The organism is Neisseria cinerea (assembly GCF_900475315.1).
Classification (GTDB): domain Bacteria; phylum Pseudomonadota; class Gammaproteobacteria; order Burkholderiales; family Neisseriaceae; genus Neisseria; species Neisseria cinerea.
The window spans coordinates 505,003-527,956 of sequence record NZ_LS483369.1 but is presented as its reverse complement, the minus strand read 5'-3'; the positions used below and the strand labels follow the sequence as shown (position 1 = coordinate 527,956).

28 protein-coding genes and 1 pseudogene are annotated in these 22,954 nt (G+C 53.5%); 1 reads left to right on the top strand and 28 read right to left on the bottom strand.

The window, feature by feature from the left end; translation table 11 throughout:
- Positions 1–7: 7 nt before the first annotated feature.
- Positions 8–667, bottom strand: coding sequence for a hypothetical protein (locus DQM57_RS02870; protein WP_111726749.1), 660 nt, complete (start codon positions 665–667; stop codon positions 8–10).
- A gap of 43 nt (positions 668–710) precedes the next feature.
- Entirely contained in the window at positions 711–1,082 is a 372-nt protein-coding gene (locus DQM57_RS02865) for a hypothetical protein (RefSeq protein ID WP_145960423.1), read from the bottom strand.
- Positions 1,083–1,134: 52 nt separating this feature from the next.
- Here DQM57_RS02865 and DQM57_RS09950 point away from each other — a divergent pair, with 52 nt between their 5' ends.
- Positions 1,135–1,269, top strand: a complete 135-nt coding sequence (locus DQM57_RS09950) for a hypothetical protein (protein ID WP_269460482.1) — start codon at positions 1,135–1,137, stop codon at positions 1,267–1,269.
- Here the strand turns inward: DQM57_RS09950 and DQM57_RS09860 are convergent.
- From DQM57_RS09860 to DQM57_RS02735, 26 genes and pseudogenes are all read right to left on the bottom strand, one after another.
- Positions 1,253–1,588, bottom strand: coding sequence for a hypothetical protein (locus DQM57_RS09860; protein WP_167395523.1), 336 nt, complete (start codon positions 1,586–1,588; stop codon positions 1,253–1,255). The two genes, DQM57_RS09950 and DQM57_RS09860, sit on opposite strands and share 17 nt — an antisense overlap.
- Complete coding sequence (locus tag DQM57_RS02855) at positions 1,575–1,907, bottom strand: hypothetical protein (protein WP_111726746.1); 333 nt, start codon at positions 1,905–1,907, stop codon at positions 1,575–1,577. The genes DQM57_RS09860 and DQM57_RS02855 overlap by 14 nt, the downstream gene beginning before the upstream one ends.
- Positions 1,908–2,369 carry a hypothetical protein gene (locus tag DQM57_RS02850; RefSeq protein ID WP_111727621.1) on the bottom strand — a complete coding sequence of 154 codons (462 nt, stop codon included), beginning with the start codon at positions 2,367–2,369 and terminating at the stop codon, positions 1,908–1,910.
- A 64-nt stretch (positions 2,370–2,433) separates the two neighbouring features.
- Positions 2,434–2,751: a hypothetical protein gene (locus tag DQM57_RS02845; RefSeq protein ID WP_111726745.1), complete on the bottom strand. Its 318-nt coding sequence runs from the start codon at positions 2,749–2,751 to the stop codon at positions 2,434–2,436.
- 51 nt (positions 2,752–2,802) lie between these two features.
- The gene (locus DQM57_RS02840) at positions 2,803–4,791 is read right to left on the bottom strand and encodes a hypothetical protein (protein WP_111726744.1); all 1,989 of its coding nucleotides are present in this window, start codon (positions 4,789–4,791) and stop codon (positions 2,803–2,805) included.
- A gap of 327 nt (positions 4,792–5,118) precedes the next feature.
- Positions 5,119–8,997: a TipJ family phage tail tip protein gene (locus tag DQM57_RS02830; RefSeq protein WP_167395522.1), complete on the bottom strand. Its 3,879-nt coding sequence runs from the start codon at positions 8,995–8,997 to the stop codon at positions 5,119–5,121.
- Positions 8,987–9,583 (bottom strand): tail assembly protein, encoded by a 597-nt coding sequence (locus tag DQM57_RS02825; RefSeq protein WP_231992154.1) that lies wholly within the window; start codon positions 9,581–9,583, stop codon positions 8,987–8,989. The genes DQM57_RS02830 and DQM57_RS02825 overlap by 11 nt, the downstream gene beginning before the upstream one ends.
- Before the next feature lie 39 nt (positions 9,584–9,622).
- Positions 9,623–9,757, bottom strand: a pseudogene (locus DQM57_RS09855) (tail assembly protein); the annotation flags it as partial.
- Between the two features lie 47 nt (positions 9,758–9,804).
- Positions 9,805–10,551: a C40 family peptidase gene (locus DQM57_RS02820; RefSeq protein ID WP_111726738.1), complete on the bottom strand. Its 747-nt coding sequence runs from the start codon at positions 10,549–10,551 to the stop codon at positions 9,805–9,807.
- 1 nt (position 10,552) lies between these two features.
- Positions 10,553–11,248 carry a phage minor tail protein L gene (locus DQM57_RS02815; protein WP_197711730.1) on the bottom strand — a complete coding sequence of 232 codons (696 nt, stop codon included), beginning with the start codon at positions 11,246–11,248 and terminating at the stop codon, positions 10,553–10,555.
- A gap of 11 nt (positions 11,249–11,259) precedes the next feature.
- Positions 11,260–11,586 (bottom strand): phage tail protein, encoded by a 327-nt coding sequence (locus tag DQM57_RS02810; protein ID WP_111726733.1) that lies wholly within the window; start codon positions 11,584–11,586, stop codon positions 11,260–11,262.
- Positions 11,587–11,608: 22 nt separating this feature from the next.
- Positions 11,609–14,818: a phage tail length tape measure family protein gene (locus tag DQM57_RS02805; RefSeq protein WP_111726731.1), complete on the bottom strand. Its 3,210-nt coding sequence runs from the start codon at positions 14,816–14,818 to the stop codon at positions 11,609–11,611.
- The gene (locus DQM57_RS02800; protein ID WP_231992126.1) at positions 14,811–15,113 is read right to left on the bottom strand and encodes a DUF1799 domain-containing protein; all 303 of its coding nucleotides are present in this window, start codon (positions 15,111–15,113) and stop codon (positions 14,811–14,813) included. Before DQM57_RS02800 ends, DQM57_RS02805 begins: the two co-directional genes overlap by 8 nt.
- A gap of 17 nt (positions 15,114–15,130) precedes the next feature.
- On the bottom strand, positions 15,131–15,448 hold the full coding sequence (locus tag DQM57_RS02795) for a phage tail assembly chaperone (protein WP_111726729.1): 318 nt from the start codon (positions 15,446–15,448) through the stop codon (positions 15,131–15,133).
- A gap of 71 nt (positions 15,449–15,519) precedes the next feature.
- Positions 15,520–16,164 carry a phage tail protein gene (locus DQM57_RS02790; RefSeq protein ID WP_111726727.1) on the bottom strand — a complete coding sequence of 215 codons (645 nt, stop codon included), beginning with the start codon at positions 16,162–16,164 and terminating at the stop codon, positions 15,520–15,522.
- A gap of 68 nt (positions 16,165–16,232) precedes the next feature.
- Complete coding sequence (locus DQM57_RS02785; protein WP_167395521.1) at positions 16,233–16,571, bottom strand: DUF3168 domain-containing protein; 339 nt, start codon at positions 16,569–16,571, stop codon at positions 16,233–16,235.
- A complete protein-coding gene (locus DQM57_RS02780) occupies positions 16,552–17,073 on the bottom strand; it encodes a hypothetical protein (protein ID WP_111726723.1) in 522 nt (173 codons plus the stop codon). The genes DQM57_RS02785 and DQM57_RS02780 overlap by 20 nt, the downstream gene beginning before the upstream one ends.
- On the bottom strand, positions 17,057–17,389 hold the full coding sequence (locus DQM57_RS02775) for a phage head closure protein (protein ID WP_111726721.1): 333 nt from the start codon (positions 17,387–17,389) through the stop codon (positions 17,057–17,059). Before DQM57_RS02775 ends, DQM57_RS02780 begins: the two co-directional genes overlap by 17 nt.
- Before the next feature lie 54 nt (positions 17,390–17,443).
- Entirely contained in the window at positions 17,444–18,073 is a 630-nt protein-coding gene (locus DQM57_RS02770; protein WP_111726719.1) for a hypothetical protein, read from the bottom strand.
- 53 nt (positions 18,074–18,126) lie between these two features.
- Positions 18,127–18,528 (bottom strand): DUF3310 domain-containing protein, encoded by a 402-nt coding sequence (locus DQM57_RS02765; RefSeq protein WP_111726717.1) that lies wholly within the window; start codon positions 18,526–18,528, stop codon positions 18,127–18,129.
- Between the two features lie 2 nt (positions 18,529–18,530).
- Entirely contained in the window at positions 18,531–18,752 is a 222-nt protein-coding gene (locus tag DQM57_RS02760; protein ID WP_231992123.1) for a hypothetical protein, read from the bottom strand.
- A gap of 205 nt (positions 18,753–18,957) precedes the next feature.
- Complete coding sequence (locus DQM57_RS02755) at positions 18,958–19,275, bottom strand: head-tail connector protein (RefSeq protein ID WP_111726715.1); 318 nt, start codon at positions 19,273–19,275, stop codon at positions 18,958–18,960.
- Entirely contained in the window at positions 19,272–19,559 is a 288-nt protein-coding gene (locus tag DQM57_RS02750; protein WP_111726713.1) for a hypothetical protein, read from the bottom strand. The genes DQM57_RS02755 and DQM57_RS02750 overlap by 4 nt, the downstream gene beginning before the upstream one ends.
- A 93-nt stretch (positions 19,560–19,652) precedes the next feature.
- Positions 19,653–20,888: a phage major capsid protein gene (locus DQM57_RS02745; protein WP_111726711.1), complete on the bottom strand. Its 1,236-nt coding sequence runs from the start codon at positions 20,886–20,888 to the stop codon at positions 19,653–19,655.
- 3 nt (positions 20,889–20,891) lie between these two features.
- On the bottom strand, positions 20,892–21,737 hold the full coding sequence (locus DQM57_RS02740) for a head maturation protease, ClpP-related (RefSeq protein WP_111726709.1): 846 nt from the start codon (positions 21,735–21,737) through the stop codon (positions 20,892–20,894).
- Positions 21,709–22,950 carry a phage portal protein gene (locus tag DQM57_RS02735; RefSeq protein WP_111726707.1) on the bottom strand — a complete coding sequence of 414 codons (1,242 nt, stop codon included), beginning with the start codon at positions 22,948–22,950 and terminating at the stop codon, positions 21,709–21,711. The genes DQM57_RS02740 and DQM57_RS02735 overlap by 29 nt, the downstream gene beginning before the upstream one ends.
- Positions 22,951–22,954: the final 4 nt, after the last annotated feature.

The window sequence follows — 22,954 nt, the reverse complement described above, 5'->3', positions numbered from 1 at the left end:
AAACCTCTTAATAAATAAAGCCCTGATTCCTCAACACGTCCAAACGCGGCCATGCTTGGTCGGTCGGGTAGTTAAGCGCGGAAACGCGGATGTCGGGCGTGTCCCGGTCGGTCGGGATGTTCTCTTGAAAACCCAATGCGATGAAATTGGAATCGCTCATGCCGCCCAAATAAATCGTGCCGTACAGGCTCGCTCCGTCCTTGTAGATGTTGCCCACCAGAGAATCGGTGGCGCGAAAACCCTCGGGAATACCGCCAGGTGGAATAATTCTCACGCCCTTCTCTTTAAATGCACCATGCCCGGCGAAACCGGGCGCGCCCCGTCTGACGATGCCGAACCAGCCCCACGAGCCGCCGCCGAAGGCGTAGAACACGGTATCGCCGATGCGGCGAATCTTGATGAACACGTTGCCGAACAGGGATGCGGTTTTCTTCAATTTGAGCCATCCCGTATCGCCGCTGACAACCTTCCAATTCCTGCCGTTGCCCGTTTTCAGCCAAAGCACCGCGCCGTCGGTAACGGCGTTGTCTTTGTAGAGCGTGCCTTTCGGCTTGCCGTCCATTTCTGGCTTCAGGTCAGGTCTGCCGTCGCCCTTCAACACCCCTGCCGCCGCGATTTCGGCGGCAACGAAACCAGAATGGGCCTCCAGCACATTTTTTAAACTCATGTCTTACTCCCTATGGGGAAGCGCGGGGCTTCCCCGTGAAACCTTAAGCCTGAGCCGCCCGGTAGGCGTTTTGCAAGCCTTCAAGCGTGATGCCGTTGAGGTCGGCTTGGATGCGGTCTACGGTGTTTTTGATTTCCGTGATTTTCTGCAACAAAGCCTCAGGCGTGCTGCTGCCGCCCTCTTTCAGGCGATTCAGCTCGGCGGCAAGCTCTTTGAACGTGTCCAAAGATTCAGGCGCGCCGTCGACCAGCTCGGTTCTGAGGGTAGCGACGGCGGTAGAGGCGGCTTCAATCGCTTCCGCCTTCGCCGTGCCGATGCTGGCGAGCAGCGTGGTTTTTAAGTCTTTATCCTGCTCACCAAGAAATTGGACTATGTTTTTTAATAACGTACTCAACTCACTATTCAAATCACTCACTTATAAAGCTCCCAGTTTGTAACTAAAAATCAAATCCGCTAGAGACGGAATCTTGACCACACCGTCGGGCGGCACAAAAGGCTTGGCACAAGGCTCAAGCCGTACCGTGATGTCGGGCTTCCGAACCACAGACACTTTCACTTCACGCTCGGTTTTCACACTGCCTCCTTTCACACTTGGCGCGTAACATCGTGCAACAGGCGGATGCGCCCAAAACACAACGTCTTCACGCGCCCCGTACCGTCCGTCATCTGCAAGTCGTAGGCGGCGTACTGCCACATCGCGCCGTCCGTCTTGTCGTGCGACACCGTGATTTGTACGCGGTTTCCGTTAACCGCAATGCCGTCTGAAAGGCTTAGGTGTATCCGACGGCTACCTCCCATTTCCGGCACGATGTCCATATCGAACGAGCAGCCCGTGAAGTCGACAGGCTCGCCCTCCGACTCAAAAACCAACGTCTCCGTTTCGTCATCGCCCCGATACCACTCGAAATTAATCTTTTCCATCCGAAGACCCTCCGTCTTTCACGCCCGTTACCTTTTCAGCCAAGCCGCCCAAGTAACCGCGTAAAACCTTAGGCGCAAGCGCGCGCACCGTATCGAGCGCATGACCCGTCATAATGCCCACGAACACTCCTGCCGCCGCGCACGTCCACACCTGATTCATCGGCACGAAACGTTCGGCCACAGCCGCCGCCGCGATTGCAGAAATAAAAGCCTCCAGAACAGCCTGCATCGGGCGGTCGTGTTCCTGAAGGCTTGCCCACACGCCGCCCAATACACCGCCTGCCGCCGCGAAGAGCAGCCCGAACTGCATGAAACCCATTCAAGCCACCTCATCTTTCCCTTTCGTGAACAAAAACTTCAGCGTGTTGTTGCCTGCCAACGCACAGAGGAACGCCAACAGCGGCGGAATAACCATCCCCGTATGTGCCGGCGGATATGCGCCCCAAAACGCGACAGACACAAGAAACCAGATGAAACCTGCCAAAGTCAGCAGGTACGCGCTGGCAACGTTCGCCCGAAAGCCGCGAAACATCAGCAATGCCGTCTGAAGCAGCCCCACCGCGCCGAAGACGGCGACCAGCCATATTTCAGGCAGGTTGTGGAACTTGTAGTAAATCCGCCATGAATAAATATCGTCGGGAGAGAGCGCGAAGACAGCCGCGTAACCCAACAACCCCAAGCCGCTGACCATCTCTAAAGCCCGTGTCCCCGTGCCGAACAACCACGCCTGAAAACGGGAGGGCAGCGACCGCCAATCTAGTAAGAAAGCTAACCTGTTCATAAAACACACCCAAAAACAACCGCCGCAAAGCCAAAGCCCTGCGGCGGTCATGCCGTCTGAAAACTTATTCTGCGTAGACCAGTTCTGCGCCCGAAAAACGGTTATCGCCCCCTTGCTGAGACACGACTTGCTGCAAAACCCAGTCAATCACATCAACATTACGGGGAGGAGCTTCGCTTAACTGCAACTGAACAGAGCCGACAGGCGACCGTCCCTTTTCAAACGCCGCCTTGTTGTACCAACTTCCCAATGTTACGGTGTAGTATCGGTATGTGTAGTCAAACGACAACCCAGTAACGGAGTGGAAGGACGAAGGAACGCCCGTTGCCTCATCCTCAAATTCAATAAGAATACCGGTAATATGTTTAGCTGATTCAGACATAAAAAATCCTCCTGGAAAATAAAAATGCCGTCTGAAAGACGGCGGTTAAAATCAAATATCAGGCCTTCTGCAACACAACCACTGATCAGACAGCGGTATTCGTGTTTCTTCAATGCTTTCACTCACTGCGCAAAACAACTCTAAATCATCACTATGCCTATAAGACCACATTCCCCAAAAAGGCATCTGCCAATACTGTGAATTATTGGTATTGACAATCTTTGCAATCTGCTCAAGCATACCCATTTTCGCTTTAAACTCATTAATTTCAGCGTCCCACTTGTCAGCCTCCATTTGGGTTTCCCACATTGCTGCCTCATGCTCCCGCCGGGCTTCAAACTGCAAACGAGCCTCCATTGCACGCCGCTCGGCTTCGCGGATTTCTCCATCATAATAATTCGTTTCCGAAACAGGGTTTTTATAATGACCCAATACGATGTCAGTGCTGCGTGGGACATGGGCAATCGCCTGAGCCTTGTTGAACTGACGGTAGCTATATGTCAAATCCGATGCCATCCGACTGTTGAACAGATTTACCGCGCCAACCTTCAACTTCTGCCACCCGGTCAAATCAAACTGTTTGTCGTAAATATTGGTGTCGGCAACCATATTAGAGTAACGGTAGTTTAAAACCGGTTGGTACGGTTTTATCTTATCAAGCTCCCATCTGAAAGTATCAGCAGGTGTAGGGAGTAGTGGAAAATAAGGACTTTTTGACTCCCCCCGCTGGAACAGGCTATGAATGCCAACCCCAAGACCATCGGGCAACCCGACCCGGTGATACTCAACATTGTCCCAACCCATAATCCCCACAGGCTGCGCGGCTCTTGATAGATCCCCGCCTGACAGCGTGTAGAAGATACCGTTAGAGTCAGACCGTTTGACAATTACGCTTTCCTTTGGATTCGGCGCACCCAGTAGTTTTAACGGTTGCAGGGAACTATCGTACTGACTGTATTTTAATTCCGCATTTTCATCCCCTTCTAAGAATTTCGTGAGCTTCCTACGATTTTCCGAGTTCTCCCCATTCCTCAACGCATCGATAATGGCGGGAACAGTGTCAGGGAAATACCTGTTATTCGGCGAAGCTCGCGGGAAAAACCACCTTGACCTCTCGACCTTACCGACTATCAAATCAGAAAACGTTACCGAACGGTTAAAACCGTCACTAACTTCCGCCTGACTTCCTTTCTTCGCCATCACATAATTCAATTCCTGAGGTTCGGGGTGGTAAAAGGACAAACCATAAGGTTGATACTCAATAACCGTGGAGCATTTGCATAGGTATTTATAAGGCAACCCTGCCGTCTCATAAAAGTAAATTTCTAAATCCGTACCCCCCGCCATATCGACAACCATATAGCCGCAGCCTAAACTAACGGCGGAAAACCCTGCCAAATCATGATTACCTATACGGGTGCTCCTGAATGAGGCGGTGAAAGGCATTCCGGTCGGGTTGTAATGCCTACCCAGCGCTGCGTACTCAAGCCCCGTTACATACTTAGACTTCTCCTCATCTGTCAGCGTTCCGTCTTTATGCTTCATCTCTAAGTGGGCGTGTAAAATATCAGAACCTGATTTCAACGACCTACACATCAAGTCAGCCATCTCTATCTTTTCCTTGTTAAACCCACTTCCCCAGCCGTGTATGACAGCAGGCAGTAATCCAAACCTGACATTTTCATAGGCAAGTTCAGAGTTCCCAAATACAGGCAACATCAGACGAATGCCGCTGTTTGGTGCCTGAAATATAAAACCCTTAGGCATAAACCCTGAAGACTGTTCAGGGGTGCGGCTTGAGGGCCACCCGGCAATAAGGTTGACAAATGGCACGTTCAAAGACCCATCGTTTATCCCGACTTCACGCCCGTTTTCAGCCACGATTCGCAGGTTGCCCAAAGGGTCGCCGCCGGATTCGCGCAACCGCAAATGCAGTTTGCCGATATATTTTGGTGTGAATAATCCGAAATTGACTAAATCAATACCTGCCTCGTTATAAACAGAGAACCCCCAAGCGTCATCACTAGTTGAAGTAGCCATAGAGCAAACTCCTCCCTGCAAATGCCCCGCAATGCGTTGTAATACGGTCTCCGAAGTGTCTTTTATGGTAATAAGAGTGTATCCATTGCAATGTCCCGTTTTGCAACTTCGATACACTCAAATGCTCGGTATGCCAATTCCCAATGGAATGTGATTGCGGCAAGAGGAAAATCCCTTTAAAGAAATTCCGACGTGGGAACAGCATATCCAAGGCAATCAACCCCATTGGGGCATTACCTAAAAACAAGACACCCTCCACAACCAATGAAGACTGTAGATGAATATCAGACGGGTTGCCGTCCTTATCAAATGTGAATAAACCGTAACTCATTTCAATTTATCCCTATTCCCTAATACAGCACGAATACGCCCCTTCTCATCGCGAATGACAAAACCATACTGGAGCAAGCTCATGCCAGCCGCGCCCTCTTTCGCCGATGACTCAAAAGAACCATCCGCATTCATCGAAAAAGTCCCCATACGCAACGCACCTGCGACAATAGTCGGGGACTGCAAAGTCTGCCCGGCCGCAATATGCCTTCCCTGTATCGTGCCGTCGGCAACCAAATCGCCGTTGATACCAACCTGAGCGCGACCGTTTATGGTTTTAACCACAAACGGCTGCACAGGATTCCCCCTGTTGGCACTGACTACCTCAAGCTTATCTGCCAGTATTGTTACCTTAGTGGTATTCGTTATTCCGTCTGCCGTCTGCGAAATACCGGTAACTACCTTTTGCCCACTGGCTGTCTGAGCTTCAGTTTTTAAGGTCAGGGTAGACCTTGTGGCATTTTCCAAGTTCGCCACTGTCGTTGCCACAGCCCGAGAGTCTTTGCCGAATTGGGTAACTTTTCGGTCAATTTCCCGCAGCGTTACTTCATTCTGCGCCGCTGAGTTTTTAGCCTGCTCCGCAAGTTTGTAGGCTTCATCAGCGCGTTTTTTGGCATTATCCGCAACAGTCTTGATAACCTCTGTACGGCGTTCTGCCGATACCGCCGTTTCCATCGCGTTCCAAGCAGACCATGCGTCTTTCGTGTAATTAAAGGTACGGTTTGCGTTCCTTGTGAACGACACGTCAGACACTCGGTAGTACACGTTGCCGTCTGAAACACGCAGGATTTGGGTAATTGACGCACCTGTCGGGTCGCTCCAACCTGTTTCTGTCGTAAGCACCCCATAAGCACCTATGCCTGTCAAATTCAAACCGATTCTGCTTAACTGTTTGAACTCGGACACCGTTTGCTTCGGATAATTCGCCCAATACCAAGAAGGCGGGCGGTTATCGTTGCGCGTATCCAAAACCGAAGAAGCGTTCGATGCAGAGGGCACGGAATTGCGTATCAGCTCATTCACACGCTCTTCGTTCAACAGACCCCGCTGCAACTGCGTCAGAGCTCGGGCGGTTTCTTCGGCTTTATTCTGTGCCTGACCTGCCTTCGTTTCAGCTTGGCTGGCAGCCGTCTGTGCCTGACCTGCCTTCGTTTCAGCTTGGCTGGCAGCCGTCTGTGCCTGACCTGCCTTCGTTTCAGCTTGGCTGGCAGCCGTCTGTGCCTGACCTGCCTTCGTTTCGGCTTGGCTGGCAGCAGACTGAGCCTGACCTGCCTTCGTTTCAGCTTGGCTGGCTTTGCTGCTGGCAGCGTTGATTTGAGGCACAAGTTCGCCGCGCAACCTTGCGGATTCGGCTCTCGCTCGCTGATCCGTCTCTATGCCAAACTCATTCCACAGCGTATCAGACAGCGTATCGCGTCCGATTTGACCTTGGATTTGAGCTAACGCAGGCGCGGGATTGGGGTCGGACCGGCCGGAGACGACCGACGAATATTCACCACTGTTACCGTGCGCATCAACGATACGCACAGCAAAATAGTAGACATCGGTTACAGCAACGCCGGCCATCGTGTAGGTGTTTTGCGGATATGGGAGCACAGCCAACCGCTTCATACCCTGCACATCCGCCGTTGTCCCGTACCAAATTTCGGTATTCAACGCATTCACTGCAACTTGCGGCACATTCCACGATAAATCGATGGCATTAAACTTCGCTACGGCTTGCAGCATATTAACGCTGTAATCGATGGTCCATGATTTGACGGCTGCGTCTGACAGCACTCCGCGTGCATTACGACTGCGAATTTCCGCCCGATAGCTGCCTAGCGGCAGATTTTCCAGCCCGACATCCGCTGATTTCGCATCGGGAATATGGCGGTAAAGCTTGCCGTTGCGGAAAACTTTAACGTCGTAATCCAAGATTTCGCCGCTGGCCGCTTCCGTATCCCACGACAGCACCGCACTGCCTTCCCGCTCCTCAATTTCAGGTAAGGACGGACGGGCAAGGCGGTCGTGTAGCGTAGTTCTGCTCTCGGCGGAAAATGACGCGGACGCATCTACGTCGGCGTATTTGTCCGGCGCGTGAGACACCGCTGAAACTTCAAAAGTCCCATCGCCATTGTCTTTTGTGGCAACCACCCGGAACAGGCGCGGCTTAACGCTGCCGTGTATCGCCCACACATCGCCCTCCGACACAGGGACGGACGCATCCGACAGTTCGATTTCGTTTTTCGACACACCGCCGGCGTATACTGTCGCATAGGCGTTTTGCATTCGAACCGTCGCACCGTCCGATAACGACACTTTGAACCAGCCTCGTTGCGTGAACGCGCGATCGAGCGTCAATAGCTTGCGCTTGCCGTTATTGTAGGTTTTGACAGCTTGCACGCGCCCTGCGATTTGAGCGCCCGCATAATCGTTGTCAGCAATTTGGATGACATCGTAAGGCAGATGACGCAGGCCTTCGCGCCCCACGGAAAACGTTACTGTCTCCTGTTGGCGCAATGCCGTCTGAATCAGCCACTCCCCAAAGCGGGCCGCCTGACCGCGCGACGAACAACCGAACGCCTGAACTTGCTTCACATTCAAACCGTAACGCCGTACCGCCTCATTGTTCTGCACATACTCCGTTTTCATCCGCCAACCGTCGTGCCGGTCGGCATACTGAACCAAAGCCGCCGTCGTAACCGACTTCAACGCTGCACCAGAATAAATAAACTGCCCGTCCTTGACATTGGCGTTGGCATAAATAGCAACAGGGTCGCTGTCGGCATCCATCACCAACGAAAACGACTGGCCGTTCCACACCGGCAAGCCTCTGAACACGCTGGCAAGGTCGTTCAGCAGCTCACCCGCCTGTCTGCGCTCCGACAGGTAGGCGTTGACCGAAAAACGCGGTTCCTTTCCGCCAAAACCGTCATCGACAAATTCATCGCAATATTTAGCAATGCGGTATAACGTCCACTTATCGATGTCCGACACTTTCAGACGACGTGCCAACGTCGAGTAACGTGGTTGCGTCAGCACATCGTAAAAAACCCATGCCGGGTTATCAGACCAAGCTTTTTTAAACGATCCGTCCCACACCGCCGACGAATAGGTACGCGTTGAAGGGTCGTAATTAGACGGCACATTCAGCAACATCCCGTCAATCAGGTAGTTTCGGCGCGGATTGTTTGAGCCAAACTGGTCGGAGTCCGCAGCGATTGCCGCGATTGCAGTGTATGGATAAGACAATTTCGCATCGGTTATTTCGGTGTATGACGCGAAAAACGTCTTGTTCTGCACCCTGTCGCTACTGCTATCTTCCGTCGCGCGAATCACTCGAATATTGAACGGAGTAGACGGCAACTCGTCAAACAGTACGTCTTCGTAATACACCCCGCCCGATTTTTCCGTAAAGCTCACGGGCAGCGACTTCACCACACCCGAATTGCCGACCAATTCCACCACCAGCGCGGTTTGAGCCGCCAACGTATCGCCGTTGTCCTGCGTATGCGCATTGCGCTCCACACCCACTGTAACGCGCAAGCCGGATACGCGCGCATCCGTTACCGCGCGCACTGCCGCCGCGTGCTTCTTGACCTCGACTCCGACCGATACCGTACGTTCGACGGCATCGAATCCCGGGATATAACCCTGGTCAGGCGTGCCGCGCAGAAAAAAACCTGCCACGCCCTTAAAATTGAACGAACCGTCCTGATTCTGCACCGGAGTATCGTCGAAAAACACCGACTTCCAAGGCTCATCGTTGCCGTAGGCAAAACCCTTGATCTCACCTTCGCACACCGCATCAACAACGCGCAGCGATTGCGCGGAATTCAAAGTATTCGGCGCTTCATAAGGGGTGGCAGCACCGCCGCCGCTTTTACCGCCCATTTTCTCTCCTTCCCTTCGCTTCAGGCGCATATTTGGCAATGTAATTGACGGCACGAACGGAATCGTCGTCAAAATCTGTCTGGTAAGTTTCACCGTTGGGCGCAGTTGCCGCCTGGCCGCGCACAAAAGTTTTCTGTATTCCGAAGATTAAATCGGATGCAATAGGATTGAACGCAGCGGATGCCCCGCCTGACAGCCCCGACAAGCCTGCTTTTGCCAGCGCTGCAATCAGCGGCGGCGCAGAATTGGAAAGCGTCCGCTCCACGCCGTCAGCAGGAAGACGACGCGATTCGACCCCCTGTGAGACAATACGGCTGCCACAATAAACGCGCCCATACGCAAGCGGTACAACCTGCCCCTGAGCCGCACTGTTGGTCAAATTAGAAAACGAGCTGTTCCGTCCCTTATCTGCACCGTTCGAAGGAGTCATTGCCGGCGGGCGCGTCAGCATCTGCGCTACCCCGCCCAAAGCCATGCCGACGCCCATCTGCACCGCCCACGGCTGACCGGTAAAATAACCGGCCGCAGCAATCACCACCCCTGCAACTGCCATTGCCGCCCTACCCGACCCGGCAACTACCGGCACAATATGCAACACCCCCGTGCCGTCATCCGCGAACCGGGCACGCACATCCTCCTCGGAACAATCGTGTCCATCAAACCGGACATGCCAATTGCCACGCCGCAAATCAGCCGCAAACCCGTCAAGCTGCACCGACAGCGCGCGCACAGCCTCGGCGGGGCTTCGCGCACGCAGCACAAACCGCCGACCGAAACGGCGCAAACCGCCGTAAAGACACACAGTAATCACAAAACCGTCTCCGCATGATTCAAATCGTTTGCCACCGCCTGCATCATGTCAGGCAGAAAACGCGGATGCCTCCACACCCCGACCACCCGATCGCGCCACCACTGCGTCAGCACCTCGCGGCGGCTCAAATGACCGTAGGCATGGTGCAGCAACATTCCATCGGGCAACACCAAAAGAGCGTGGTTTTCATCGCCTGCATACGACACGGTCAGGACATCGCCTGGGACTATGCCGTCTGAAACGCGCACAAAACCGCATTCCGACAGATGCCCGGGCAACACGCCCGTCGATGCGTCAATATCCATATCTGACCGGGTGCAATCGGGAAAATCCAGCCCCATAAGCATGTAGGCATCACGCACAAGCGCGCCGCAATCAGCCAGTCCGTAGTCAAACCGACGACCGCGCAAATGCGGACAGCAACGAAACACTCGTACCAATCCGTCCGCAACCAATACCCACGGCAGGCCCGTTTGCACCTGCATTTTCCTATCCGCGCCAGACAAAAATAACGGTGCGTCAACATGAGAATGCACAACCGCCGCAACTGATCCGGCTGCTTCAGCGCGCATCCATTCCGCCGGCGAGATTTCAAAATCCGTCTGCGGATTTACCGCCGCATTGTCCGTCTGCACAAAGCTTAACCGTCCGCCCGATTCCACCAACAGACCGCACATTTCAGACGGCATTGCCGCGCTTGCCGCATCAAGCAATGCCTGTTTCAAATCCCCATCCAAAACCATCTCAACCCACCTTATCCGCACCCGGGAAACCGCCGAAAGGCAACACCGCCGTCATGCCAAACCGCGCCCGACAGCCGGTCAACGTCCCGCTGCACATATCCTTGGTCGCATCCGTCGTCGGCATATCGAAACGATCGGCAACCGCGCGCCCCGTGTAACCACACCCTTCGCCGCGATACTGCCAGACGCATGTGTCAGCCAACATCACACGGGACGGGACAGCAGCCCCGTCTGACTCCGATGGAGCCGCAAGCTCCAACACCGCCGTTTCTGCCGTAAGCGATGCAAGCTGCTCGACCGTGTAACGCTCTACCGCCTCCTGCGTCGAATCGGCGGACGGATTGCCGTTTGTAAAATTGACGGCGTCTAAAAAGCGCGCATAAGTCAGACGGCGCACCACTTCTGCCCCGGCAAGCTGCCCGTAGCGCGCCGACAGCCCCGTAACCAGCCCGAACAGGTTCGACACCGTCAGGCGCGGGCGGTTGCCCGAACCGACCGATCGCATTTCAAACCCTTCCGCGATGCACGGATACGCCTGATACGACCGCCCCTGCCACACAACTGCGCCGCCGGCTGCATTGACCTGATTGCAGAAACGGTGGATTTCCCCGCCTAAAGGACGCAAATCCAACTCCCACAGTTCGACCAGCACATCCTGAGCCGTCTCCGACAGGGCTTTGAGCATTACCCCTCTCATCTCACGCACGATCAAACCTCCTCAAACTCGAAATCCAACACCCACACGCCGCCGCCTTTTGGCGTTTCCGTGTATTTCGACACCACAAACTGCATCTTCTCACGCGCGGGCGGTGTCCAAAAAAAAGGCGACGCGCCCGCGTGCCTGTCTAAAAACGCACGGATTGCCGCCGCTTCGGGTGCCATACAGGTTTTCTTCAGACTCCACGTCTGCTTCTTCGAACGTAACGCCAAAGGCTGACGCTGCACCACACCGTCCCCCAATCGAACCGTGCGCACCTGAAACTCATGCACAGCCCGTGCGCCGTCCAAATCAGGCTGCCACGAAAACGTCTCCATAAAAACTCCTCCTCAGACGGCATTAACGGGCATAATATCTGCCGCCCACGCGTTGAACATTGTCCACAAACCAGCGTTCAATCATCACCGGAAGAGCCTCCGCAAGCCGCTTGGCAACATGAGTATCTTCCGATGTATCTGCATTTGCCGTTCCGTCCCTGTTGATAGTGATATTGACCGTCATGCCCCCAGCCGCCGCACCGAAAGCAGGCACCGCTGGCATCACAGGCAGTTTGCCCACCGCACCGCCGGAAGCGTAACGGTTTTGATTGACCGCCTCCAACAATGCGCGATGACGGCGCGTAGCGGCCGCATTGACGACAAACTCACCGTTTGACAACAACGCAGGAATGCTGTCGCTGGTTGACGTGCCCGCGCCCCACACCGCGCCGCCGTTCGAAAACTGCTGCACCATGCCGCCGTCTCTGAATCCGCCGCCGCCCCAAGCACCCATCGCCGCCTTCATCGCGTTGAATAACGCCATTTTGATCAGCATTCTCGACAAGTCTTGCAGAATAGACGCGGCCAATCCGCGAAAATCAGCCTTACCCGTGGCCACAAAATCCGCCAACGAATCCGACATCTTACCGAGCGACCCCGTCACAGCATCAGACATACTTTCGCGCATCGATTTGAACGAATCCGAATAATTCCGCATGCCGTCCGAAATACCCGCCAGCCAATCGTTACCGAAAGCCTCCCTGGTTTCCTTCGCCAAGCGTAATTGCTCTTGCAGGCGGCCGTCATTATCAAGTTTCGCCGTTTGCAGCCCGCCGATAACATCCGCGCCCGCGCCCGCCGCCTGCGCTTCCGCGATCAGCTTGTCGTATTTGCGCGCCGCCGTCAGCCGCTCAACCTCCTCACGCGCCTTACCCAACAACGACAACTCAAACAACTGGTCGTCGAAATCACGCTGACCCGCAGCCTCAAGTTCGCGCAACGCATCCGCGTATTTTTTCGCCTCTTTCGTCAACTGAGCCTGATTGTCAGCCTTGACCGCCAAATCCATAGCCGTCCGACGCTCAGAGGCCGACCATTTCTCAAAGGTTGGGTCAGACAGCAACCGAAGCTGCTCTGCATAAATCTTATTCACATTGGCAGCAGACAAAGAAAGCTCTGCGTTTACCGCAAGTTGGCGCTTGGAAAAATCCTGTTGCCACTTTTGGTAATCGGTAAGCTCAGGTTTCGTCTGCCTTGCCTCAGCAAACAAACCTGACCGAGCCATCGCCTTAGCCTGACCGTCCACGCCGCCGGCGAAACGAGCCGCCGCCTCTTGAGACCGCCAATTAAAATGCCAATGGTCGGCGGTTGCCTTCGTGCCGTTCTTATTGACCTGACCGCCGACTTCAAATTTCACATTAAAGTCTTTGCCGTCTCTAAAGCCCAAAGATTCGAAATACTGCTTAATTTGGCGGGCAACCTTCGCCTTGTCCTCAGACTTCAGCGACAGATTCGGCGTCATGTCAAACGCCAAACCCTTATTGTGAAAACTGTTCTTCCCAATATGGTATTTGTCGTTTACCGCACCAAACCGAACCAGTTTATTGCCCAAAAACTGCTGCATCGCGTGCATCGCAGCATAAGTACCGCCAAACGCACGACCACCGTCCTCAGCACCGGGCTTTAAACGCAGACCGGCAGAAGTAGTCGGAAATAAATTTTTATCAACAGTACTTCGTTTCTTCGCAGCGCGCGCCGCATCAGCCGCCAATTCTTCTTTGTGCTGCTGACGCAACCGAGCAAGCACCTTTTCCGCATCGGCAATCTGTTGATTACTGCCATGCTTTTTAAGTGCATTGAGCTTTTCCTGCCATTGCCGCTCTTCGCGCGCAAATTTTTCAGCCTTACTCTGAGTCTGCTCCTTCAAACGGTCAAAATCAGCGATATACCTGACCGAATCAGCCTGCTCCTTTCGGATAGAGGCTGCCTGCTTCTGCGCCTCATCACGCATCTTGATTTGCTTTTCCAACAAATCAATTTCACGCTTCGCCGCATCAACCTGCGGCTGCGTGTACGGATTTTCAGGAATTTGCAGCAAGAATTTGCGCTTTTCAGCCAACCGGCTTTCCAGCGTAGCCTCCTGCCCGATGGACTTCATATCCTCCCAGGCTTCCGAAGCTGCCTTCTTAACCGCATTCCAGCCGCGCTCAATCGCGCCCAAATTCTCCAAAACACGCTCAGACATCTGCTGAGATTCGTCCGCGAACTTGCCCTGAATCAAAGCTACAGCTTCCTGCTGTCTACCTTGCTCAACCAAAGCCCGCGCCTGCTCATAGACATCCGCATTCAGCGTCTGATAAACGCGCGAAAAATTAACGACCGCCTTCAACGGGTCATCCGCGATTTCCTCATAAACGCGCGCCAAATCCTCCACGCTCTTACCCGTCGCCTTAGACTGCAAGACCACAGATTCCGCAAACCGCCCATAGTTTTCAGAAGCAACCGAGCCGCTCTCGACAAAAGCCAATATAGCCGAACGAGCCTCAGACCAACCGCCCGTCGCATTCCCGACCGAATCGGCAATCGACATCAACTTACCCGATGCCGCGCCCGCGCTGCCGCCGGCAAAGATGACCGCCGCAGAAAAACGCTTAGATTCCTCCGCCCCGTCGTAATACGCCTTGCCCAAAGCGGCCACGCCGCCCGCCAAAGCACCAACGGCAACCGTCGCAGGATTGATACTCGCCGCCAATCCCTTGAACATATTGCCGAAGCCGCCGAACGAATCACGAAGCTGACCACCCTGCTGCAATGCAATCAAAAACGGATTCTGCCCGCCGGCCAACTGCGTAAAAATATCCGTAAACTGCGCCGGGACCATACGCATTGCATTGTTGTACTGACCGACGGAAATATTATTCAGCTTCAGTTGGCTCTCTTGACGCTTCAACGCCTGAGTCACCTCACTGATTCTCGCAACATCCGCCCCGCGCTGACGCGCCAACAACTCATAATAAGCCGACGTACCGCGCCCGCCTGCCTCACGGACGGCAATTTCACGCTGAACCGCATTAATAATGGACTGAGTAGCGCGCTCCTGCTTCTTCGCTAGCCGTTCCGCTTCCTTCACCGCTTTATCATAGCCCGCCGCCGTTGCCGCCGCGCCCGCTGCCGATTGCTGACCCGCGTCCTTTGCCGCCTTGCCGATACTGCGAAGCGCAACCCCAGCCTTTTTCGCACCGGATTCGATTTCGCTGACATCCAAACCCGCCTTAATCGTATTTTCAGCCATCTTTCTTCTCACCCATTATCGACAACGCTTCACGCTCCATCACACGCACAAACTCAAACAACTTCTTCCGCCGCCGCTTCTTAATTCCCATCAAATCCATAGCGGCAGCGACCGCCTTATAATCCAGCGCATAAGCCCCCGCCATACTGACGCGCCACTGACCGCAGACCGACGAAAACAACTGCACAGCCTCCCAGTTGTTCGGCCACACCTCCACCTCATCCGCCGTCACATCATCCGCATCAAAGCCGAAGAATCCCAACGACGAGACCGTCTTCTCGTCGTCAGAAAACATCGCACGGACGGCGGCAATCAGTTTTTTTCGCGCGCGGCGCTATATGCCTGATAGAACGCACTGATGATTTCCCCGCCCGAATACGGATATTCATCCAGCAGATACGCCATATTTTCAGCATTGAATTCATCTTCGAAGCCCCAAGACTTCGTAATTTTTAACACCAAATCAGCATCGATCCGGTCTTTGCGGTCACAATCATCCGCAAACTCATCCATAGCCTTACGGTTCATCCAAACAAACTCAAATTCCACCGCGACCGGCTCGCCTGCAGGAACAGGGATTTTTACTTCAGTTTTAAACGTAGCGGCATGCGCCAATTTCAATTTAGACATCACAATTTCCTAAAAAAATACCGCCCCGAAGGGCGGCAAAGCTACACAAGTCAACCAAAGACCAACCGAAATTACAAATAGCGGTTGAACAAACCAGACAGCGAATACGTCATATTGACCGCCATCACCTCGTTACGCACAAGCTGAGGCATTGGACTCATACTCACATAACCGTTGTACACGACTACCGATTTATTCTTCAGAATAATACGCAGCGGCGTCAGCTTACCGCTGTCGCTTGCCGTTTGAGCCGCCTTATAACCGGGTAAATTCGGGTCATCGGCAATTTTGAACGTCATCGAATACGCAGACTGGGTCGTCGGCAACTGACGTTCAAAGTCATCCTCCAAGAAGCCGAACTGAGTGAACTGCTGCTCACCGCCCGAACTCGAAACTTCCATGATCTGCGTAATTTGCTGCCACGCTTCCACCTTCTGAAAACTGCCCGTGCCCGAACCGGCAGGAAACTTGTTTTCATCGCGCGTATCGATGCCGTCCAGCTTAAAACTGTTCGCATCGACGCTTGTTACACGGAAAACACGCTCATTCAAAATGCCCCAACCCGACAGCAAAGCCACATAGTCGCCGTTTTGCAAACCATGGGCCGTCGCCGTACATACAGCCTCTGCTGCATTAGAGATTGCCGTGACCTTCTTCTCAGCCAGCAGCTTCGTAGCGATCTGCACGATCGAACCATTAGCCAAATTAACAGCCATATCAAAATCCTAAAAAAGAACCAAATAAAAAAGGCTGCCCAAACAGACAGCCGCCAACAAAAAACCGCCTAAACAGTCATAAAAACAAAATCCTGCACCATCCCGCGCCGGCCATCGTCCAAAACGACCGCATCCGCCGCCGACAGCGCATAACCTTCCAACGAATCCAACACCGACCGCTCCACCGCGCGGCTCTTCTCCACCGCGCCCAAACGGTCGACATCCCACACCGACACCGAGAACCGAACTTCATACCCATCATCGTTATGGTCTAAAAACAAACAACCCGCGCCGCCGACACGCTGCACAATTACCAACGGAAATTCCGCCTCTTCAGGCGCAAAATCATGATAAACATCCACGCCCGGCAAAGCACGGCCGATCGCACTAATCAGAGATTCTTCCACGCACCACCTCCAAAACAGCATCCAGCATCACCGCCTCCATCTTCGCACCCTGAATCTTCAAAGCACGGGACAAAAAAGGACGCGGCGCAATCGACTTACCATTTCTCCGACGCACCCCGTTGTGCACCATGTACCCATAAGGCACAGCCCGAAGCACACCGCCCTCATAACGTCCCCGATTACCCTCACGGTCGCGCCAACCCACCTGATAAACCGCCCGCCGACCATCGACCGAATCCGACTTATCATAAAAAGCAAAAACCGAGCGTCTCAAATCGCCCGGTTCAAAATCATATCGCCGCTTGCTCCCGTCAGCATTGCGGCTGCCCTTACTATAAAAATAATGCCGCTTATGATGACGCGGAGCCTGAATCTTAATTTCCTCGCGCAACAGGGATACACCCCGAAACGCCGCCCAGCGCAGCTTCTCTCCTACCGCCTCCGGCAAACTGTCAAACCGCGCAATCGCGTCCGAAAAATCAACATCAATGTCCACTTTCATCAGGCAGGCTCTCACAAATCAAATCCAAAAACTCACGCCGGCGCAAATCAGGAATCGCCGCACGGATAACATAAACCCCATTTCCCGTCTTCACACGCATATCCGCCGAAACCCCGGTTCGCCAACGAATACGCACTGAAGCCCGCACCGAAGCCGTCAACACATCATGCCGCATCGTTTCCGACCCGGACACATGACGCACATCCGCCCACACCTTGCACAACGGCCGCCAAACCATCACAGTCGCGCCCGACTTATCCTTTTCCTTTACCCGCCGAAGAATCTCCACACGGTGCCGCAACTGCCCAGCCTTCATAACCGCTCCAAACAAAAAGGCCGCCTGTTTCAGACGACCTCAAACCACAAAAAACTACTTCCGATAAACCACCGCCGAATCGTGCCACCTATCCAAAGGCTGCAACCCCGACACATCAAACACAAACTGCGTCGGACCACGACCCGAAATATCGACCTCCACAATCATCTTCCGACCGTCGAGAAGACCATAAAACAACGCCAAATTCTCAATCATACAGCCAGTAATGCCCATCTGCTCGACCGTCCGAGCCGAACAACCCATAATACTGTCCGAATCGGTAAGATCTCCCGAAATACCCAACACCTCGTCATCATCAATCCGATACTCGACCCTGCAGCCTTCAGACCCGCAATCAGCAAACTCCCCGTCAGACAACCTAAACAACGCAATCGGGAAATCATATTCCTCATAACCGCCCAAAGTCAAATCAAGCCCGACATCACCATGACCGCCGCCAATATCGACCCGATTGACCGACCGCAGCTTCGCCATATAAGAAGTCTTGCCCCGCATTTCATCAGCAACCCCCAAATAAACCCATCCCGAACCATCAGGCAGTGCAGGGGACGAAGCCGCACCGACTGAAGAAGCAGAAGAAGCAGAACGCACAGCGTCCACATGCTCACCGCCGCCACACCCTGCCAACGCAAGCAAAACAGCAGATAACAACAAAATCTTCATACATATTCCCTTTAAAAAACAGTATTCGATATTATCCGCCGCCTGATAAGCCGTCAAATTCCTACTTCGTCACATTCAATACACTTAATAAAATCATCTAATATTACAATCCCATCTGATAAAGTTTTGCTATCTTCACAAAAAGAATAGTGCAAGATGCCGACCAGCAAAAGATATTGCCCAATTACGAACTTTCCGTAACGCATGCACTCATCCAATTTTCGGCTCAAGTCTTTACAAAGTTCTAAACCCAACAGCGAAAACATCGGCGCAGAATCCAACTGCCTTTGCAGATACCAACGCGCCTTCTTCAAATCTTCGATGCCGTTCTTGTCCCGATACCGCCAAATATACTTGAACGCATTGCCCAAGTTGAAATTGAGATGCTCCGTAAACTCGATGCACTCATACGGCTGCTGGCGGTAATGTGCCGGATTGATATTATCTTTTTCCATCTTCACACCGCCTCTTTAACTTCCACAGGGTAAAACACCGAAACTCCACGATAAAAACGCTCACCGACCAAACCCTCGTCGCAAAGCGCGCCAATATCATTTCGAGCAAAAATCCAACCGCTCCAACGCCATTTACCAAACACCTCATTGGCAACAGCCGTAGCCGTACATCCCGGATTCTTTCGGATATACGCCAAAACCTCTTTCTTCCTCGAAATTTCCATGATCTGTAATTTTTAAAATCAAAAACCGCCCGAAATCTGCCGTTCGGACGGTTTTCATCTTAGCTCGCACTCAAACAGGCAGCCGCAAGCCTTAGCTGCACCCAAAGAAGTCGGGCAACGCCGTATCAAGCCCTAATCAGAATAAAATAAAGCAGAAAAGCGTTTTTTGGCGTACGGTTTACGCTTAACCGTCAGAGAAACCCGACTACACGCCGGGCAAATTGCGAAACGGCTCCAACAACCTCCGAGCCGCACGCGGCAACCCGACCGCGCCATCTTCGCGGTTAGAATACAAATACCCGACCGTCAGCAAAATCGCATTTCGGATAGAAGGATTCAGCACCACTCCGTCAGCCTTGCCGACTTTGGCAGCCGCATCCGCCTCAGCATCGTCTTGGTACAAAGGACGGTTGAGATAAGCTACACAATCAGACACCGCCGCATCGTAATAAAGACAAATCAAATCGTCCTCATCATCGCCGTCGACACGAAGATGCAGCTTGACCAATTCGAGGGGTATCATTGCTGCTCAGCCTGTTGACTGCCCTCAGCAACGCCCTGGCCCTCGCCCTGACCTTCGCCTTCGCCGGTCTGCTGGATACCGGTTTCATTACCCGTACCACCATCCTGCTTATTGCCGGACGGCGGGTCTTCAGGCAGCTTCGAATCGCCTTTCTTGCCGCCAACACAGCCTGCTTCTTTCGCAGCCTCCAGCAACTCAGCCGGCACTTCATCGCCTTTCTCATACTGAACAGGATAAATCTCCCCATCGGGCACACCATAAAACGGCTTGGTAAATTTAGCCATCACATTTCCTTTTCAAATAAAAATACCGCCTGAAAACTAAAACGCCGCCGCCCATACAGGCGGAAGCTCGTTTTCAGACGGCCTTGTTTTACATTACGCCGCTACTTTCAGCAGCACACAGGCTTCAGGATTGTCCACACCGCCGCCAACGCGCTTGGTCGTGTAGAACTGCACGAACGGCTTGTTCGTATACGGGTCACGCAGAATGCTCACACCCTTGCGGTCAAGAATCATATACGCGCGGTTGAAATCGCCAAAAGCGATACACAGCGCATTCGCGGCAACATCAGGCATATCGGCGACTTCATAAACCGGATAGCCGCACAAAGTGGACGGCTGGTCTTGCTGATAGCTCGGCTGCCACAGGTAATTACCCTGACCATCTTTCAGCTTGCGGACGGCGGCCAGCGTTTTGCGGTTCATCATAAAGCCCGCGCCTTGCGAATATTCCGCAGGCAGCGAATAAACCAAATCAATGACCGAATCGGCAGTAACCGCCGCCGCGTTGCCGGATTTAACAACCTTGATTGCGCCCAACGGGTGCTTGGTTGCATTGGTGCCGCCTTCGGCATAGGTCAGCAAGCCGGTCGGTTTACCTTTTTGACCGTCGCCGCTGATAAAGGCTTTGTTTTCGGCAACAGCAAATTCAGTTTTCACTTCATCGGCAAGGAATGCTTCGAGATTGATTTCGGCATCGTCCAACATCTGTTGCGTTGCGGCAGGATTGGCGTAAATTTCGCCCGTGTCGAAGTCCAAAGACTTGAACGTCGGCGTATCGGTTTTGGCGCGGGCGTCTTCTTCACCCACCCAACCGCTGCCCGCGCCGTGCATATTGTACAGTTTGCTGAATTTCGGCTTCGAGGTCGTCTGAACCTTAAACAGCTTACGCAGCGGCGATACAGTACGCAGCTTATCGGTGATGGTGCGGTCCCATTCCTTCGGCACCAAATAGCCGCCGTTGGAGTCGTCCGATTTTTTCAAATCCGCGCGCACTTCGCCGGACTTCATAAACGACACAGTAGCGTCAACCGCCGCCTGCGCTTCCTTATCCAGCTTACCGGCACCGCCGTTCATTTGTGCGGCGGCCATTTGCACAGACAAGTCGTCGATAGAGGCTTGGAGTTTGGAAATTTCGGCTTCGGCTTTGGCTGAAGAAGCTTTGGCTTCTTCACTGCCTTTCTGCAAAGCGGCAATTTCTTTTTCTTTGCTGTCTTTGAACGCAGCAAAGGAACTGTTCAATTCCGCCAACAACGCGCCCACATCGGGCGCAGTATTGCCGGCATCGGCAAAAGCGGCAAGCAAGCCGCGAGCAATCATCGTTTGTTTCATGGTTTAACCTTTCATGGTCTGAATTAAATTTTGCAAGGCTTGCGCCGTCTTCAAATCGCCGCCAGCGCACGGCTTGACGGCAGGTTCGGCAGCGCGGGGCGTGCCGTGGAATAAATTGTTGAATACATCGCGGCGTTGGGCGCGGCTGTATCCCTGTTGCGCGAGGCTTGACTCAATCAGAGCCATCGCTTTTTTCTGTTCGCCGTCGCCGGACTGCTCGATTTCCTTCACATCGATTTCACCGTCGGCAAAACCATCCTCAAGGGCTTTTGATTTTCCTATCCAGCTTTCACGATCCATCATGCCGACGATTTCCGCCTTCGACAGGCTCGAACGCGCGGCATACAAATCAGCCATCACGTCATCAATTTGCGCCAGCGTTTCAATACTGCCCGCCAAATCATGACGGTTGCCAATCGCAAGGCTCCAAGCGTTGTGTATCATCAGGAACGACCCTTCACCCATCAGAATCTCGTCGCCCGCCATCGCAATCACGGAGGCGGCAGAGGCGGCAAGGCCGACAATCTGAACCGTTACCTTTGCCGGATGTTGCGCCAACAGGTTGTAAATAGAGATACCCTCGAAGTAGTCACCGCCGGGGCTGTTGATGTTGACGACAACCTCTTTGTCGCCGATAGCACGCAGAGCGGCGGCAACACGCTTGGCCGTTACCCCTTCGCTCCAAAAGCTCTCGCCGATTTGGTCGTACATCGTGATGACATTGTCGGTTTCGGTTTTCGCCTTAACCCCGCTGTCCCAACGGTTCGCCGCATCCGGGCGCATATCGAAAGACAGCGATTTCGGCATAGAAGATAACGCACTAATCTGCGGCAGATTTTTCAGGCTCATAATTCTTTCCTTGTTGCGCCTGCCGCAAAGTATCGGCAGACCTATCTGTTGATTTCGGCAGGTCGGAAATTTCGCGCACTTCGTTTTGCGTCATCCATGCGCCGTGTCCACCGCTACCCAAAGCTTTGGCAAAAAATTCCGCCTGATTTTCCAAGCTGCCGCGCAACAGCGCACCGGCATTAAACTTGAATATCAGGCGGTCTTGCTCAGCAGGCGTCAGCAGAGATCGTGTCAACGCCTGCTCCCACATCGTGAACCAAGGCAGAAGTCCGTATTTCAGGAAAAACACCCCCAATTCACTGATACCGCTGCCCCATGACGTGTCGTCCATCATCAGCAACGGGCGCGGCACGCCAAACATCCGCGCAATTTCCTCGATTTGATGATTTCGGTTTTCAATATGCTGCGCGTCAGAAGCAGTATTGCCCCACTTCTCAGCCTTCAGACCCTCTTCCAAAATCATAAAACGGCCGGCATTCGCTTTGCCGCTATACCGCTTTTGCAAAGATTCCTGAAGTTGGTTGTACGCCTTATCGCTCAACGCCTTGTCCGTTGCCAAATAGCCGCCGGCCATCACCCCTTCCGAGAAAATACGGCTTGCCGCGTCCTCAGCATCGAAAGCAATACCCAACGCCCGCTTCGCCAACTTCACGCGGCTCATGCCCTCTAAGCCGTCGTCGGTCAAATCGCGCAGGTGCAATACATCATCCGCCTCAAAATCCAGCAAACCGCCGTCTTTGCGCGTAACCACATAATGCACACTCCAATCGTCACGCTGCTTGACCTGCACCGCTATCGGATGAATCGGCACAAGCTGAATGACCTGACCGCGCGAACGGATAATCCGCGCGTAGGCATTGCCATATTGCAAGACATGGCTTTGCAGCAGACTTTTGAACTCATAGGCCGTCTGAAACTTATTCGGCTGCCGTTTCAGCAGTTTCCAGACAGGATGCTCCGTAGCAGTCTCACGTCCGTCATCGTTATGCAGCACATTCAACGGCAACATCCCGATACTTTGGCTGATTAAGGTAATGCACCGGTAAAGCGCGGCATTGCACAAAGCCTTTCGCCCATCAATGCCCACACCGCCGCCGATTTGACCGCTGCGGATAAATTCCAACAACGCAGGGTCGTTCAACCCCTCAAAAACCAAGCCGCCCGAGTCAGCACGCGGGCGGCTTTTGTTTTTGGCTTTTTTCTCTTTCGCCATATCC